Raw genomic sequence first — 17,476 nt, 5'->3', positions numbered from 1 at the left:
GGATCGCCACGGAAGGCACTGGATCGATTATAGGCACCAATGAGAGGTGGCCCGCGAGTGAGGCGGACCGGGCATCGGCTCGATGATCCGAAAGCCATGTTCTACAGACGCCACGAACCCTGTGATCGGCACCCAGGATTCATGCCAGGCATCCGCCGGACCGGATGCATCCATCGCGTGGCGGGCCGCCTGCTGCCTCTCGTCCAGGCGGACCCGTTGCGGTTGAGGGACGTCCGTACTCCCCGTCCGTCCTTCCGACGCTACAGCGTTCGGCTCAGCGAGCCACCTTCAGCCGCACTTCCACGCGCCGGTTGGGAATGAGGCACTCGCGCAGGGCGGCCTGCGGCTTGACCCCTTCGCACTGCTGCACCTGGACGGTGTCGCCCTTGTAGGCGTACTGGATGATGCCGGCGTCGATGCCCCGTTCGACCAGCAGGTCGCGCACGGTCCGCGCGCGGCGTTCCGACAGACCCTGGTTGTAGTCGTAGCCGCGGCCCTGCAGGCGGTCGGCATGGCCCACCAGTTCCACGCCGGTCAGGGTCAGGCCCTCCTCGCGCAGGCGCGCCAGTTCGCGATCCAGGCTCTGCAGCGAATAGGCGCGGATGTCGTTGCGGCCATCGCGGTCGAATTCGAACAGCACGTTGGCGGTCAGCACGGTGTCCACCGGCAGCAGGGCGGGCACGCCCGGCGCGCCGCCGCACTGGCGCGACAGCGCCTCGGCGTCGCTGACCCAGTCCTCGGCGATCTGGATGTACGGCTTGGCGTGGCGCCACTGCTGCTGGTTGAACTCGTTGCCGGCGTGCACCAGTTCCACTTCGCCGCAGGCCACGGCCTGCTGCGCGCATTCGAAGCCCGGCGTGCCGTGGATGGCGCCCAGGCGCTGCCACAGGTCCTCGCGCAGGCGGGCGGCGTTGTTGACCAGCGGCGTGTCGGTCGGCAGCGGCGAGACGCCCTGTTCCATGCCGACGATCAGCTTCTCCGATTCGGTCAGCGCTTCCTGCGGGAACGCGCTGCGGTCGTTGCGGGTGTACTCGTGGAAGGACACGTCCAGCCAGCACTGCGCCTTGGACAAGTGGTAGTCGCGCACCGGTCGGCCGGCGTCGTTCAACGCCTGGATGCGGCCCTGGGTGTGCTCGTAGCCGGACAGATCGGCGTGGATCGCCTCGTCGGTGATGCGGTCCCGCTGCGGGGTCAGCGTGGTCTGCTGCGCGCCGGCGGCAAAGGCCAGCGAGGCGAGGACGGCGGCGCCGAGAAGCGTGGATTTGGTGATGGTCATGTCGATGGTCCTCAGCGCACCGGATCGCGGTAGCGGGCGTCTTCCCTACGGAAAAGGTCTTCGTCGAACTTGAAGCGCAGGCGGATGAACGCGCCCTGCTGCGTGTACTCGTAACCGGTCAGGTCCTCGTCGCCGCGGAAGCCGGTGGCGTTGTAGCCCACCGACAGCCACAGGTTCTGCCGCAGCAGGCGGCCGACTTCCACGCCGAACGCGTACTGGTTGGCGCCGTCCTGCCCGCGGAAGGTGGAACCCAGCACGCCGATGTCCCAGTTCTCGGTGATGTCGTAGACCACGCGGCCGGACAGCAGCACGGCATGGAAGTCGTCGTCCACGCGGCCGGTGTCGGCATAGAAGAAACTGTCCTCCTGCCACTTGGCCGCCACCCGCCCGGTCAGCCACCACGGCCGCGACGGGTGCCAGTCGGCGTGAGCGGAGACGATATGGGCGCTGATGCGGATGTCCTGGCCGGTGTCGGAACCGAAACCGGACCCGTCCATGCCGCTCTCGTCCTTCTCCAGCTTGTACTCGTAGCGGGCCAGCGCGTTGACGCGGTTGGTGTCGGTGTCGCGATACGCGGCGCCGATCTGGAAGCGGTCCTGCAGCACGTCGCCGCGCGCGTCGTACGAGGTCCTCAGCAGGTAGTTGCGCGCCAGCAGTGTCCAATCGCGGTTCAGCTTGCGCGCGGCCAGGAACTGCAACAGCGTGGTGTTGTAGCCCTCGTCGGTCGGCGTGCCGGCGACGTCGTCGGAGATGCGGTGTTCGACCCGCATGCTGCCGCGCCACAACGGGTTGGCGGTGTAGTCCAGGGCGAAGCCCACGCCGGTGGAATCGCCGACGTTGCCGGAGATCACGTTGGTGTGCTCCAGCGACGAGCTCAGGCGCAGGCCTTCGCGGATGTCCCAGTTGTTGCGCACGCCGGAGGCCGCCTGGATGTCGCGGCCGGAGATGGCGTCGCGCAGGCGGTACTCGGAGAACAGCTGCGTATCTTTGATGAAGCTGGTGTCCACGCCCAGCGCGACGGTGTCGGCTTCGCGGCCGTCCTGGGTCAGGCCGTTGACGCCGCTGATGCCGGTCTGCTTCTCGTAGCGGCCGTACAGGCGGCTGCGTTCGCGCAACTGGTAGTCCACGCCCAGGGCGATGCGGTTGCGGTCCTCGCCGTGGATGTCCTGCTCCACTTCGCCGCCGAAGCTGAAACGGTCGCTGGCGCGATAGCCAAGGCCGAAGCGCAGCATGTCCGACGACAGCTCGGTGCCCACCGGCAGGCCGCTGGCCACGTCGTTGGGATTGCCGTTGCTGATGATGGGCAGGCCGGTCAGCGGATCCAGCGGTTGCTGGCCATAGCCCAGCGCACCGCCGCCGGCCCCGGTGGCGTAACCGCCGGACAGGCCGCCGATGTTGCCGTAACCGCTGTTGGTGGCCCAGGTGTAATAGGCGCCGACGGTCTCGCGGATCGCGCGGTAGCCGAAGTCCAGCGTCAGCTTGTCGGTGACCTTCACCCGCGTGCCGGCGCTGGCGGCATTGCGTTCGCCACCGTCGGGATTGCGGTCCTCGCTGCGCAGCCCTTCGGCGTACAGCTCGAAGCGCTCGTTGAGGCGGTAACGCGTGGTCAGGCTGTATTCGCCGCGGCCGCCGTACAGCGGCGAGGCGGGATTGTTGAACTCCGGATCGGACTGGCCGGCGAACAGCTTCAGGTCCAGGTCCTTGCCGGCGTGGCCCAGCTCGACGCGCCAGGCGTCGCCTTCCACCAGGCCGCTGAGGCCCTGCAGGGCCGGCGTGCCGTACTGGTTGATCGAGTTGGTGTTGACCTCGCTGCGCGTGCGCGCGGCTTCGGCCACCAGCCAGGTGTTGGCGCCCAGCCTGTAGCCGATGTTGGCGCTGCCCATCTCGAACTCGGCGAACGGATTGCGGTCGTCCACGTAGGAACCGCCGATCTCGCCGTGCTCGCCCACGCGCAACTGGGCATCGGCGCCGACCACCCAGAACTTCTCGGTGCCCTGGTCCAGTTCGTAGGTGATGCGCAGCGAGACCGGGTTGAGGTCGCTGTCGAACGAGGGCAGGAAGCTGTTGAGCAGGATGCGGCCGGAGAACGGCTCGAAGCTGTAGTCCACCAGCCGGGCCAGCGGGCGCACCGAGACGATGCGCGAGGGCTGGTTGCGGTCGCGCACCACCACTTCCACGCGCTCGCTGCCTTCCAGCACCGCGTTGTTGCGCAGGCCGTACGGGCCGCTGCCGGAGGACGGCAGCTCCTCGATCACCTGGCGCAGCGAGTCCTCGATGGCGAACACGTTGCCGCGCACGCGCGCGTTCTCGAAATGCCAGCCCAGGCCCGTCGCGGTGCGGTTGTAGGTTCCCAGCACGCGCTGCGCCGCCCGGCTGCCGAAATCCACGCCGGTCTGGGTGGTGATGTTGTCGCCGGTCTGGAAATCGCCGTACAGCAGGTAGCTGCGGTCCTTGTCCACGCGCACGTACAGGCGTTCGGCCGAACGCGCGTCGAAACCGCGCAGCGAGGCGTCGCCGTAGACCGGATAGAACTCTTCCGGCTGGATGTCCCGCAGCAGGCGCGCACGCACTTCCTTGTCCGAGTCGTAGGCGGCGGTCAGCAGGTACTCGCCCTTGATGGTGCCCTTGGCGAAGAACGCCGCGCGCGCCGCGCCATTGGCCTTGCCGTTGTTGAACTGCTTCTCCCAGCGGCGGATCTCGCGCTCGAAGCCGTCGCCGCGCTGGCTGCCGTTGATCAGGCCTTCGCCGTGGCGGCGGAAGTTGATCACGCCCTCGATCAGGCCGGTGGCGATCAGGTCGCGCATTTCCGGCACGAAGCCGACCACGCCCTCGGCGCTCTGGCCGCCGGAAGTCACGCGCAGCAGCACGTCCTGCGGATCGTGCGGCGCCAGCAGCTCGAACTCGGCCTTGCCTTCGCGCACGGCCAGTTGCACGCCGGGGGTGACCTTGTCGGCGTCGAGGCGGCCGGGGCCGAGTTCGTCGGTACGGCCGTCGGGCAGCTTGATGCGGCCGCCGGTGTGTTCGATGGTGGCGAAGACCTCGCCGCTCATCGGCTCGCCGTCGGCGTCGTACAGGTGCACCACCACCTTCACCGGCGACTGGCCGTCGGCCGGCACGCCATCGCGGTCCACCTCCACCACCACGCGATCGACGCCGGCGTTGACGCTGTAGTCCACGTTGCCGGGCTGCGCGTACAGCGGCTGCGAAGCGGTGTCCTGCAACTGCGGCGACTGCGGGAACAGCGGCGTGCCCTGGCCGAGCACCGGGGTGAAGCGCTGGTCGCCGGACACGGTCTGCGCCATCGCCAGCGTGGGCGCGATGGCCAGCGCGAGCGCGAGCGCCAGGGGATTGATCGGATGACGTGAGGCGCGCATGGGCTTGGCTTCCGGCAGGGACGAGGGACGGGACGGGGTGCGGCTCATGGCTGCACCTCCTGGCCTTCGTCCTCATCCGTGGCGGTCGGCCTGGGGTCCACGATCGGCCGCTGGTTGGCCGAGTCGGTGCCCTGCTGCGGCGCGCGCAGCGGCTTGCTCTCGAAGCGCAGCGGCTTCTGCCCGCTCTCGGTTTCCGGCGCGCGGATCTCGCCCTGCGTGCGGCGCGCCTTGACCTGCTCGATCACCGGGTTGGAACAGCTGCCCTCGATGAAGTCGGCGCGGTGCAGCTCGCCGTTCTTCAGGTCGATGAAGAGGCTGTCGGCATCGCCCAGGTTGCGGTTGCTGCTGGTGGTCAGGCGCGAGCCGACCGGCAGCGTGGACGGATCGACCTTCAGCGTGTGGCTCTTCGGCGGCAGGCCGCAGTAGCTGTACTTGCCTTCCGAGTCGCTGACCATCCAGGTGCCGTCCTCGAAGTACAGGCGCACGCCGGGGATGCCCAGTTCCTCGCGGTCCTGCACGTGGTTGACGTTGCAGTCCACGAAGATCTTGCCCAGCACGCAGCCTTCGTCGGTGAACACGCCGCCGCTGACGATCACGCGGTACTCGGCCGGGTTGGACGGCACCACGCCGCCGTTCGGGTACGGCGCCAGCGTGATGGGATCCACGCAGCCGCCGTCGATCGAACAGCCATAGGCGCGGGCGCGGTTGACGCCGTCGCCCTGCTGGCTGCCCACGCCGACGCGCACGCGGTAGCTCAGCGTCTTCTGCGCGCCGACGGCGAGCGGACCGACGTCGAACACCAGCGTCGGGCCGGGCTTGCCCAGCGGATTGGCGATGCCCGCGCCGTCGACGCGCGCGGTGCCGTCGATGAAGGTGAAGCCGTGCGGCAGGCGGTCGACCACGTTGACCGTGCCCAGCGCCGCGCCCGCGGTCTGGCGGATGGTGATGGTGTAGACCAGGCTGTCGCCCACTTCCACCGTCTTGCGGTCGCCGGTCTTGGTGATGACCAGGCCCGGCGCGACCTGCGGGTCGAGCGGGATGTGGTTGTGCACCGGCGCGGAGACGCTCGAACCCAGCGTCACCTGCAGGTAGTACGTGGTCGCCGTTCCCACCGGGCCGGTCGGCGCGGTGGCGTTGGGCTGCACCGGCGTGGCGACGCCCGGCGTGGACGGCGGCGTCAGCGGCGCGGTCTCGGCCGGGATCATGCCGGACTCGAACGTATAGCCCGCCGGCGGGGTCACCTCGATCTGGAAGCGGCAGGATGCCGGCGCGTTCGGCCCCATCAGGAACTGGTAGAAGCCTTCCGTGCCCACGGTCATCGAGACCGACGTGCCCTGGATCGTGTAGCCGCCCAGGCCGGCGTTGAGCAGGTGCTGTTCCGGCGCGTAGCCGGCGCAGGTGCCCACCGGCGTCAGGGTGACGCGCGAGCCCGGCACCGGGTTGCGGGTGACCGCGTCGTAGACCACGCCGCCGGGATTCAGCGGCAGGCTCTGCTGCGGCAGGTTGGCGCCGGGCGCCAGGATCACCGCCAGGTGCGTGCTGCCGTCGTCGTTGCTGCGGCACGAGCTGGCGGTGCCATTGGCGATGGCCGTGGCGGCGTCGCAGGGCGCGGGTGCGCTGCCGGCGGTTTCGCCGTTCACCGGCCAGCCCCAGACCACGCCGGTGGCGGGATCGCGGAAGCGGACCTGCAGCGGCACGCCGGGGATCTGGTCGGCGATGGAATAGCTGCCATCGGCGCCGGTGGTGGCGGTGCCGACGACCTGGCCGTTGGCGTCCACCACTTCCACGATCCAGCCCGGCAGGCGACGGTCGCCGCCATCGATCTGGCCGAACTCGCTGCCCTGGTCGAACCACACCGTGCCGGACACCGACGCCGCCAGTTGCACGGGCGTGGGCAGGCGGCAGGCATTCTGGGTGATCGCCGGATCGCAGACCGGCAGGTTGGCGGGGTCGCCCTCGAAGTCGGCGCGTTCTTCCGGCGTGGGCGTGCGGAATTCGTTCTCGCCGCCGCCTTCGACCAGTACCGCGTTGTTGACCGGCGAACCGGCCGCCGCGGACGCGTCCACGCGCACCTGCGCGACGATGCTGTCGGCCAGCGTCGCGCCGGCCGCGATCACCGTGGCGTTGGTGCAGCGGAAGCGGTTGTCGCCGGCCGCGCCCGTGCACGCCCAGCCGTTGCCGGCCGGCGTGGCCGCCAGCGTCAGGCCGGCGGGCAGGCGGTCCTCCACCACGTACTCGCCCGCGCTCGGCTGCTGGCCGATGTTGCGCACGCGCACGGTGTAGGTGCCGATGTTGTTGACGGTGAACGTGGCCGGCGTGGCGGTCTTGCTGACCACCAGGTCGGGCGAATCGCCGATCTCGCCGAAGTTGTTGTCGATCGACTGCCCGCCCGGCGGCAGCACGATGCCGCTGATCGCCGACGGCGTGGTGGTCACCGGCGTGGCGGTGCCCACCGACGTGCCGTCGATGGTGCCCGGCGTGGTGATGCCGTTGAGCGTCTCGGCCGGCTGGGTCGGTTCGGTGACGGTGTAGGTGCCCGGGCGCAGGTCGTCGAAACGGTAACGGCCCTCGCTGTCGGTGGTGACGGTGACCTCGACCGCTTCGCCCAGGTCGTTGGTGCCGGTCAGCACCACCTGCACGTTGGGGAAGCCGCCTTCGCCGGCATCGATGACGCCGTTGTTGTTGCCGTCGTTGTAGACGCGGCCGGCGATGCTGCCGGCGGGAACCTCGCCGAAGTCGTTGCCGCTGGCTTCCTCGCCCACGCCCAGGGTGACGTTGCCGATCACCGACGGCGTGCTGGTCGGCGGCGTGGCGGTGCCGCCGCCGGTGCCGGGCACGGTGGTGCCGTTGAGCGTGCCGGCCGGCTGGTCGGGTTCGGTGATCGTGTACGTGCCCGGCGGCAGTTCGGTGAAAGCGTAGCTGCCGTCCGGCTGCGTGGTCACCTCGCGGGTGATCGTGTTGCCGGCCAGGTCGGTGCCGGTCAGCCGTATGACGACGTTGCCGATGCCCTGCTCGGACGGATCGATGACGCCGTCGTTGTCGGTGTCCTCCCACACGCGGCCGGTGATCGAACTGTTCAGCGGGATCTCGCCGAACAGGTTGTCGATCGACGCGCCGCCCGGCGTGGTCAGGTCGATGGCGCTGATCGCGCTGGGCACGGTGGTGATGGGCGTGGCGGTGCCCGACGGCGTGCCGCCGACGGTGCCGGCCACGGTCTGGCCGTTGCTGGTGCCGGTGGGCTGCTGCGGTTCGGTCACCGTGTAGGTACCCGGGCGCAGGCCTTCGAAGCGGAAGTCGCCGTTGGCGTCGGTGGTGGTGCTCAGCGTCACCGAGGCGCCGGTGTCGTCGGTGCCGGTCAGCGTGATGGTCACGCCGTCGATGCCGGTTTCCGCGGCGCCGGACTGCACGCCGTCGTTGTCGGCGTCGAAGAACACGCGGCCGGACAGCGACACGGCCAGCGTCTCGCCGAAGTCGTTGCGCACCGAGGCGCCGCCCGCGGGCAGCACGATGCCCGACACGGCGCTGGGCACGGTGGTCACCGGCGTCGCGGTGCCGCTGGTGGCGCCGCCGACGGTGCCGGCCACGGTGATGCCGTTGAGCGTGGCGACGCCGCCGACTACGGGCTGCTGCGCCTGCTCGGTGACGGTGTAGGTACCGGCCAGCAGATCGTCGAAGCGATAGTCGCCGTTGGCGTCGGTCACCGCGGCGGCGACCGGATTGCCGAGCGCGTCCACGGTGCCCGCCGGCAGGCTGATGCTGACGCCGGCGATGCCGTCCTCGCCCGCATCGCGCACGCCGTTGTTGTTGGCGTCCAGCCACACGCTGCCGGACAGCGACGCGGCCAGTTCGCCGAAGTCGTTGCCGCTGGAGCCGGCCGCCGGCAGGTTGGTCAGCGTGATGGTGTTGGAGGCGTTCTCCTGCCCGTCGGCCAGCCCGGTGGGCTGGGTCTCGACGATGCGGTAGTCCTGGCCGGTGACGGCGCCGCCATAGCTGTAGTCGCCGTTCGCATCGGTGGTCAGGGTGACCGGCGGCAGGTCGTCGGGGGTACCGAAGATGCCGTCGGGGCCCGCGCCCTCGATGACGAGGGTGACGCCCGGGATGCCGGGTTCGCCGCCGTCCTGGTCGCCGTTGTCGTTGCGGTCCAGGTAGACGGTGCCGCTGATGATGGCGTTGGCCAGTTCGCCGAACAGGTAGCCGGTGGCATCCTGGCCCGCGTCGATCGCGATGCCGTCGATGACGTTCGGCGTGGTCGCGCTGCCGGGCGTGGCGGCGTTGCCCGGGGTGTGCTTGCCGTCGATGTAGCCGGTGGGCTGCGTCTCGGTGATGGTGTAGGTGGTGCCGGCCTGCGGCGGCAACAGGTCGCGGAAGGCATACGCGCCCGTCGCATCGGTCTGCACGGCGACGTTGACGGCATTGCCCAGCACGTCGGTGCCGGTCAGCGTCAGCGTGACGTTGGCGATCGGGTTCTCGCCGGCGTCGAACGCGCCGTTGTTGTTGTTGGCCGCGGTGGCGGAGAAGTCCTCGAACACCACGCCCGCCAGCGAACCCAGCAACTCGCCGAAATCGTTCCCGGACGAACCGGCCGGCGGCAGGTTGGCGATCTCGATGACGTTGCCGGGATTCTCGATGCCGTCGGCATAGCCGTCGGGCTGCGTCTCGGTGACGCGGTAGTCCTGGCCCACCACCAGATCGACGAACTGGTACGCGCCATCGGCGTCGGTCTGCACCACCACCGGCGCGGGATCGTCGCCGTTGCCGAAGATGCCGTCCGGGCCGGCGCCGGTCAGGGTCACGGTGACGCCCTGCAGGCCGCCATTCGGACGCGAGTTGGTCGTGCCCGCATCGCCGGCATCGAAATCGCCGTTGCCGTTGCGGTCCACGTAGACGCTGCCGGAAATGCCGGCGACGGCGTCTTCGCCGAAGTTGAATCCGGTGCCGTCGAGGCCGGCGCCCAGGTCGATGCTGCTGATGCGGTCGGTGGTGGCGGCATCGCCCGCCACGCCGGTGCCCGGCGTGCAGCCCGTGGCGCACGGCGCGCCGTCGATCTGGCCGGGATTCACCGCGGTCGGGCGGTTCTGGTAGTTGCCGGTCGGCAGCACCTCGCGCAAGGTGTAGACGATCAACGGGTCCAGGTCGGTGAAGCCGTAGGCGCCCGTGCCGTCGGTCGTCGTCGTCGCGACGACCGCGCCGCTGCTCGCATCGAGCAGTTCGACCGTGGCGCCGGCGATGGCGCCGTCGCCCGCGTCGCGCACGTTGCTGAAGTTGGCGTCGATGTAGACGAAGCCGGACAGCGAGGGACGCCGCACTTCGGGGAAATTGTAGCGCACGCCGTCCTGGTCCGCGCCAACGGGAATGGCGCTGATCGACGAGTTCGGCGAGCCTGCGGCATAACTGCCGCCCAGCGACGGCGCGTCGCCACCGGCGGCCGGCGGATCGATCGGTCCGTTCACGTAGCCCGCGGGCTGCGTCTGCGTCAGCGTGTAGCCGGACGCATCGGCGGGCGACAGGTTCTCGAAGCGATAGCTGCCGTCGGCCGCCGTCGTCGTGGTCAGGTTGACCGCATTGCCGTAGGCGTCGGTACCGGTCAGCGTGATCGTCACGCCGGCGATGCCCGGTTCGGTGGCCGCGTCCTGGCGGATGCCGCCGTTGGCGCCGCTGCGGTCGCGGTCTTCGAACACCACGCCTTCCAGCGACGAGCGCGTGACGTCCAGCGGCACGGTCACCGTGTCGTTGCCCGGGTCCAGGTCCACCTGTTCGGTGGTCACGGTGGCCGTGTTGTTGGCGGTGCCGCCACTGGGATAGGTGTCCCAGCGCGCCGGCACGATGATGCGCACGCGGCCGGTGACGGTGACGTCGCCCAGGTTGCAGGTGACGGTATCGCCCGCCTGGCTGCAGGTGCCGGTGCCCACGGGCACTTCGCCGCCGCCCGGGTTGGGGCCGATCTTGCGCCAGTTGATGGGGCCGGTGACCACCAGCCCCGCGGGCAGGGTGTCGGTGATGACCGTGCCGGTCCCGTTGAGCGGGTTGCTGCCGCTGCGGTCGCGCGACAGGCTGGCGCCCGGACCGTTGTTGACGCCTTCCACCACGTAGAAGAACGGCTGCCGCAACGCCACGCTGGTGACCGTGGCGGGCAGCGCCACGGAAGGATCCGAATCCGGCGTGAGCACCACCGTGGTCTTGCTCACGCCCATGTCGGCGCGCGCGCGGATGGTGGTGTCCTGGTCGGCCGTGTTGTTGGCCAGGTCGGTGTCGTTTTCCGCGGACGTGGCGGTGGCCGAATTCAACAAGGTGTCGCCGGAGGCGCCCGGCGCGGTTTCGTACTGGTAACGCAGGTACAGGGTGCTGGTCTGCCCGGACGCCACCACGCCTTCCAGGTTCGGCGAAAAGCCGGCGCCCGGCATCGCGCAATCCAGCGTCTGCGGTACGCCGACGGTGGGATTGCCGCCGCTGACGACCGTACAGGCGGCCTCGGCGAAGGGGCCGGTGGGCTCGCTGGAGGCGCCGATGAAACGCACCGTGCGGCCGGCAAGCGGCGTGATGGTGTCGCTGATGCGTACGTTGGTGGCCACGGACGGGCCGTTGTTGCGCACCGTGATGCGGTAGGTGACGGCGTTGTTGGCCATCGTCACCGCGTCGTAGCCCAGCGGATCGACGCCGCCGGCGAAGCCGGTGTCCACCTTGTTGGTGATCAGGTCCACGCTGCCGCTGTTGAACGGCAGGCTGGCGCTGCGCTGGTCGTCAGCGGCGCTGGTGTCGGTGTTGAAGTCGAAGCTGCCGTTGGCGTCGGTCCCGGTGGCCGGATCCGGATTGCCGTCGCCGTTGCGGTCGAAGAAGAAGTCGGCGAGGTTGGTGAACACCCGGCCGGTATTGCCGACGTTGACGTTGGGGCGGATCACCACGGTCAGGCTTTCGGTCTGGCCGTTGTTCAGCGACAGCGCCGGACAGGTGATGGTCACCTGCGCCGGGCCGGCGGTCGGGTTGGCGTAGGAGGTGCCGCCGCCGGCCGGCGCGGTGGTGATGCCCGCGCCCGGGGTGGCGTTGCAGGTGGTGTTGCCGGGCGTGCGCACCGCCGACACCAGCACGAAGCCGGCGTCGTCCGCCGGCAGCGTGAAGACATCGCGGAACACCACGCCGGGCACCGTGGACGGGCCCTGGTTGCGGAACGACATCACGTAGGTGGTGTTGACGCCGGCCTGGCCGGTCGCGCCGGACGTGATGTTCTTGGCGGTCGTCTGCACATTGGCGACGCGGTCCACCTGCAGCCAGTCCGAGGCGCTGTTGTTGCCCGCATTGATCTCGCCGACCGAACCGGGCACGGCCGCATCGATACCCACGCCGGCGGTGTTGCAGAACGCATTCATGGTGGGCACGCCGCCGCAGGTGCCGGCGCCGAGGCCGGCGCTGTCGAACAGCGCGCGTTGCACGGTCAGCACGATGGTGGCGCTGGCGCCGCTCGCCAGCGGCGTGGTGTTCGAGCGGCAGACGACCGAGCCGCCCGTGGTGCAGGTCCAGCCCGGCGGCACGGTCGTCGCGGTGACCGTGGTGCGGCCGGCGACGAAACCGGGGATCGCATCGTTCACCACCACGCCGGTGGTGCTGTCGGGACCGTCGTTGGTCACCACCAGCGTGTAGGTCAGCGTGTCCTGGCTGGCGCTCAGCACGTTGTCGGCGGTGCCCGGACCATTGGTCTGCTTGCTGATGCGCAGGTCGGCGCGCTCGTCGGTGGTGCGGGTGCCCGCGCCGTTGCAGTCGTTGTCCGTTTCCGGATCAAGGTCGATGCCGCCGGCCGTAAGCGGTTCGAGCGAACCGTTGGAGCCGCCGGTGCACGCGGTATTGGTCAGCGAACCCGCGGCGCGCGCGCGGCTGATGATCTGCAGCTGCGGCGCATTGGTGTTCACGGCCAGGGGCAGCGAACCGGCATTGAGGTCGCAGGTGACGCGCTGGCGCGCCGGTGGCACGGCGTACGGGTTGTCGACCACGCAGGTCCATGGGCCGGCCGCGGACACGAACTCCTCGCCCGCGGCCAGTTCGTCCACCACCTGCACCTGGCCGGTGGCCGCGCGCGGCCCCAGGTTGCGTACCGTGATGTTGGACGTCATGCGGCTGTCGGCGTCGCTGCCGACGCCGTCCCACACCGCGACCAGCGCCGGCGTCTTGGCCTTGGTCAGCGACAGGTCCGCGCCATCGCCCAGCACGGTGAAGGTGACGCTGCCATTGTTGTTGTTCACGCCCAGGTCCGGACCGTTCGGGTCGGGCGTGGTGGAAGTGATGGTCGCGGTGTTGGTGACGTCGCCGCTGCTGTTCGGGCCGCTGGCCGGCACGGTGGCGACGATGGTGAAGTTCTCCACCGCGCCATTGGGCATCGCGCTGCCGCGCGTACAGGTGCGGGCGGTATTCGCGCCGTTGTTGACGCAATTCCAGCCTGCCGGCTGGGTGCCGCCGGTGATGACGAAGCCGGCGGGCAAGGCATCCGTGAAGCTGACGTTCTGCGCGTCGCTGGGGCCCAGGTTGCGGGCGACCAGCGTGAACGTCACCGGCTGCCCCGAGATCGCCGGCGCGGGGGCGGCCGACTTGCTCAGGGTAAGGTCGGCGCCGGGGGTGACCGCCGTGCTGACCTGCGCACTGTCGTTGTCCCCGTTCGGGTCGGGCGTACCGACGGCGGTGACCACGGCGGCATTGACGATGTTGCCGCTGCCCGCATCCACGCGCGCGCGGAAACTGAAGGCGGCGCTGGCGCCGACCGCCAGCGTGCCCGCATGGGTCGCCGTCATCGTCCCGCTGTTGAAGGTCCAGCCCGCACCCGCGAAGCTGTTGGCCACGTAGCTGGCCGCGGCCGGCAGCGTGTCGACGACCCGGAAATTGGTGGAAGGGCTGGGGCCGTCGTTGGTGACGGTCAGGGTGTAGGTCACTTCCGAACCGCCGACGACCGGATCGGGCGTGGCCGACTTGGCCAGGCGCAGGTCGCCGGCCGTGGTCAGCGTGGTCGATTCGTTGCGCAGGTTGTTGGCGGTATTCGTGTCGCCCGCGAAGAACGGATCCGTCCCGACCAGGCTGCTGATCGGCGTGGTGGCGGGGGGTACCGCGTTACCGAAGCCGATGGCGCTGCGGATGATGACGGTACCGGGCGGCTGGCCGGCGGTGTTCACCCCCAGCTGGAACGTTACCGGTTCACCGCCGGGCGTGAGGGTGCCGACCAACGTGCCGTTGTTGCAGACGATGCGCGTCGGCGTGCCGACATCCGCGCTGCAGTACGCAGGCAGCGTGCCCGCCGTGGTGCCCGCGGGCAGGTCGAAGATCGTGACCGCATCGGTCACGGTATCGGCGGCGCCATTCTCGATGGTGATGCTGTAGATGACCTCGCCGCCCGCGGGCGTGGGGTCGTAACCCGTGTCGGACAGATCGGTGATCTGCAGGTCGGCGGCCAGTGCGGCAGGCGCCAGCAGCCAGAAAGCCAGCGCCATCCAGGGGCTCGTGCGTCGGCGTGACACCGGTAGCGGACGCGCCGTTCGCGTTTCGTCCACACCCATACGCACGCATCCGCCGGTCGGCACCGGCCCAACTTGGTCGTTCACTGGCTTTCCCCTGTCACGCTGGTCCCCGAGCACGCTCGCCAAACCTTCGGGACGAACATCACCGAACCGCGGTTGGAACCCGCAGCGGGATATGAGCCTCCGGATGGCGAGAAGGCGCACCGCATCCACGGCGCGCCACCAGTGCCCGCAACGGCACTGAATGTGAGAAAAGTCTCTATTGCAGCCGGACGCGCTTCAATGACGGTGGTTCACGGAACCTCACCGTTTCTCACATTCAGCGGGACGCGTCAGGGCGTCAGTACGTAGCCCGTCCCGCGTATCGCGCGCAGCGGCAGTGGCTGCGCGAACACACTGCCGGCCCTGGCGCGCAGGCGGTGCACCAGCATGTCGAGCCGATGGGGATCGAAGTCCCAGGGCTGATCCGTCAATGCCTCGATCAGCAGTGTGCGTGCTATCGGCTCGCCCGGTTGCTCGAACAGTTTCACCAGGATCGTCCGCTCGGCCTCGCTGAGCGCCAGGGTCCTGGTATCGGGCCCGTGCAACGTCCATCCGTTGTCGGACAACGACCACGCGCGCGCAGGTTCGCTCTGTCCGCCCGGCGGCAGTTCGCCCGCCGCCAGCCGCCGGTGGAGATTGGCGATGGCCACCGCCAGCACGTCGTAATCCACCGGCTTGGTCAGGAAAAGATCGGCGCCTTCTGCCAGTCCCTGCGCCATGGCGCTCCCGCCGCCGCGCGCGGTGAGCATGATGATGCCGACCCTGGCCAACTGCCTCAGGTGGGCGGCTACCCCGAAGCCGTTTTCCCCGGGCAGGCCGATATCGAGCACGACGATGTCCAGCGCATGGACGCTCATGTGGCGGTACAGGGCTTCCGCGCTCGGCAGCCCCACGACGGCATAGCCACGCGCGCGCAGATCATCGACAACCAGTTCCCTCAGTTCGTCTTCATCCTCGACAACCACGACACGCGGCGGGGAAAGGTGAAAATTCGGCTCGCTCATAGAGCTCAGTTCGATGGTCCGCCGCGGAGCGTAGCCTAGATTCCGCGGACTCTCGACCCTTCAGCGCCGGACGGCGTCGATCCGGACGCCCCCGGGGTCCGCCTTGTCCGGCCACGATCGCTTCGGCCGGGAGCGGACGCCAGGCCGGACTTCCGCACCTGTCGGGCGCTCGCCAAGGCACACATCACCGGCCCTCCACCGCGGGCGACAAGACATCCGGGGATGTTGTGGAACCGCCGGCAAGCCATGGAACGCCCCAGGCGCAGTGCCTGGCCCGGTGTCGCGCCGCTGCATTGGCGGCGCAGTTCCCGTACACTGGATGAGAATAATTCCCATCCGGGTTTCCCCCATGCTCCTACGACGTCTCCTGGCGCCGCTGCTGGCCTGCGCCGCCTTGGTGCCCTTTGCCGCAGCCGCTTCCGAACAATCGGTGGCCACCACATGGCGGCTGCTGGACTACATCGCCGTGGACTATCGCGAGGCCGTCGAGGACGGCGCGATCGTCAACCCGATGGAATACGACGAAATGGTGGAGTTTTCCGCCACCGCCGCCGCCTCGATCGAGGCCTTGCCGGCGACGCCCGGATCGTCCGAATTGAAGGAGCGCGCCGGGGAACTCCAGCGCTCGATCCAGGGCAAGGCTTCCCCGGAGCAGGTCGCCACCCAGGCCCGTTCGCTCGCGGCGTTGCTGGTCCAGCACTACCCCATCCCGCTGATGCCGACCGCGCCACCGCAATACGAAAAGGGCAAGGCGCTCTATGCGCAACTGTGCGCCAGTTGCCACGGGCCCACCGGCGCGGGCGACGGCCCGGCCAGCGCGGGCCTGGATCCGCCGCCGATCGATTTCACCGATCGATCGCGCGCCGACGAGCGCAGTGTCTTCGCGCTGTACCAGGTGATCGACCAGGGGCTGGAAGGCACATCCATGGTCAGCTACGCCGGCCTGCCGGTCGAGGACCGTTGGGCGCTGGCCACGTATGTCGGCGCGATCGCCTACCCGGAATCGCGCGCGCAGGCCGGTCGCGAACTGCTGGAGGGCGATGACGCCCTGCGGGCCGGCCTGGACATGGAGCGGTACATCGGCACGACGCCGGCGACGCTGGTCCAGGAGCTGGGCCAGGACGACGCGGAGGCGATCATCGCCTATCTGCGGCGGCATCCGGATGCGGCGGTGCATGCCCAGGATCCGGATACCTTGTTGGGAACGGCGCGCGGACTGCTGAAGCAATCCATGACCGCTTACCGGGCCGGCGATGCGAAGCAGGCGAAGGACCTGGCCCTGGCGGCGTACCTGGACGGATTCGAACCCGTCGAACCGCTGCTCGCCGCGCGCGACAATCCGTTGATGGTGAAGATCGAGACGGCGATGGCGCGCGTGCGTACCGGCATCGCGGGCAACATCGGCGCGGACGATCTGCAGGTCCAGGTCGATGCGCTCGATGGCCTGTTCACCGAGGCCGAAGCGGTCCTGTCGGAGAAGCAGACTTCCTCGGTCTCGAGTTTCGTCGCCGCCTTCACCATCCTGCTGCGGGAAGGCCTGGAGGCGTTGCTGATCGTGGTGGCGATCATCGCGCTGCTGCGCAAGGCCGAGCGCACCGAGATGCTGCCGTGGGTCCATGCCGGCTGGCTGTCCGCCCTGCTGGCCGGCGCGGTCACCTGGGCCCTGGCCACCTGGGTCATCACCATCAGCGGCGCCAGCCGCGAACTGACGGAAGGATTCGGCTCCCTGCTGGCGGCGGTGGTGCTGGTGTGGGTGGGCATCTGGATGCACGGCAAGAGCCACGCCGACGCCTGGCAGCGCTACGTGCGCGAGAAACTGGGACATGCGCTGAGCAGGCAATCCGGCATCTTCCTGCTGGGGCTGGTCTTCGTCGTGGTCTACCGCGAAGTCTTCGAGACCATCCTGTTCTTCGCCGCCATCTGGAACCAGGGCGGCCAGGGCAGCGTGGTCGCCGGCGGCGCCGCTGCCGCGCTCGTGCTCGTGGCCATAGCCTGGATGATGTTGCGTTACAGCCGCCGCCTGCCCATCGGCCAGTTCTTCCGCTACAGCTCGTGGCTGATCGCCGTGCTGGCCGTGGTGCTGGCGGGCAAGGCGGTATCGGCGCTGCAGGAAGCCGGCTACCTGCCGATCACCTGGTTCGAGGGAGGCCTGCGGGTGGAGATGCTGGGCATCTATCCCACGCTGCAGGGCGTGGGCGCGCAGATCGGCATCGCCTTGCTGCTGGTGGTCGGATTCATCCTGTCCGGTCGTTCCAGCCAACCCTCCCGGGCGAAGTCGTGAGCCCGTGAATC

General features: G+C 69.5%; 5 protein-coding genes. 1 reads left to right on the top strand and 4 read right to left on the bottom strand.

Annotated elements, in window-relative coordinates:
- Positions 1 to 274: 274 nt before the first annotated feature.
- From AAD027_RS15390 to AAD027_RS15375, 4 genes are all read right to left on the bottom strand, one after another.
- On the bottom strand, positions 275 to 1,276 hold the full coding sequence (locus AAD027_RS15390) for an OmpA family protein (protein ID WP_341726910.1): 1,002 nt from the start codon (positions 1,274 to 1,276) through the stop codon (positions 275 to 277).
- An 11-nt stretch (positions 1,277 to 1,287) separates the two neighbouring features.
- A complete protein-coding gene (locus AAD027_RS15385; RefSeq protein WP_341726909.1) occupies positions 1,288 to 4,698 on the bottom strand; it encodes a hypothetical protein in 3,411 nt (1,136 codons plus the stop codon).
- The gene (locus tag AAD027_RS15380; protein ID WP_341726908.1) at positions 4,695 to 14,111 is read right to left on the bottom strand and encodes an SdrD B-like domain-containing protein; all 9,417 of its coding nucleotides are present in this window, start codon (positions 14,109 to 14,111) and stop codon (positions 4,695 to 4,697) included. The genes AAD027_RS15385 and AAD027_RS15380 overlap by 4 nt, the downstream gene beginning before the upstream one ends.
- A 359-nt stretch (positions 14,112 to 14,470) precedes the next feature.
- Positions 14,471 to 15,184 (bottom strand): response regulator transcription factor, encoded by a 714-nt coding sequence (locus AAD027_RS15375; protein WP_341726907.1) that lies wholly within the window; start codon positions 15,182 to 15,184, stop codon positions 14,471 to 14,473.
- Between the two features lie 349 nt (positions 15,185 to 15,533).
- Between AAD027_RS15375 and AAD027_RS15370 the strand changes: the two genes are divergently transcribed.
- A complete protein-coding gene (locus tag AAD027_RS15370) occupies positions 15,534 to 17,465 on the top strand; it encodes an FTR1 family protein (RefSeq protein WP_341726906.1) in 1,932 nt (643 codons plus the stop codon).
- Positions 17,466 to 17,476: the final 11 nt, after the last annotated feature.

The sequence above is a fragment of the Pseudoxanthomonas putridarboris genome, from assembly GCF_038321125.1.
GTDB lineage: Bacteria > Pseudomonadota > Gammaproteobacteria > Xanthomonadales > Xanthomonadaceae > Pseudoxanthomonas_A > Pseudoxanthomonas_A putridarboris.
Note: the sequence above shows the minus strand (reverse complement) of the source record. Positions and strands in the feature narration are given on the sequence as shown.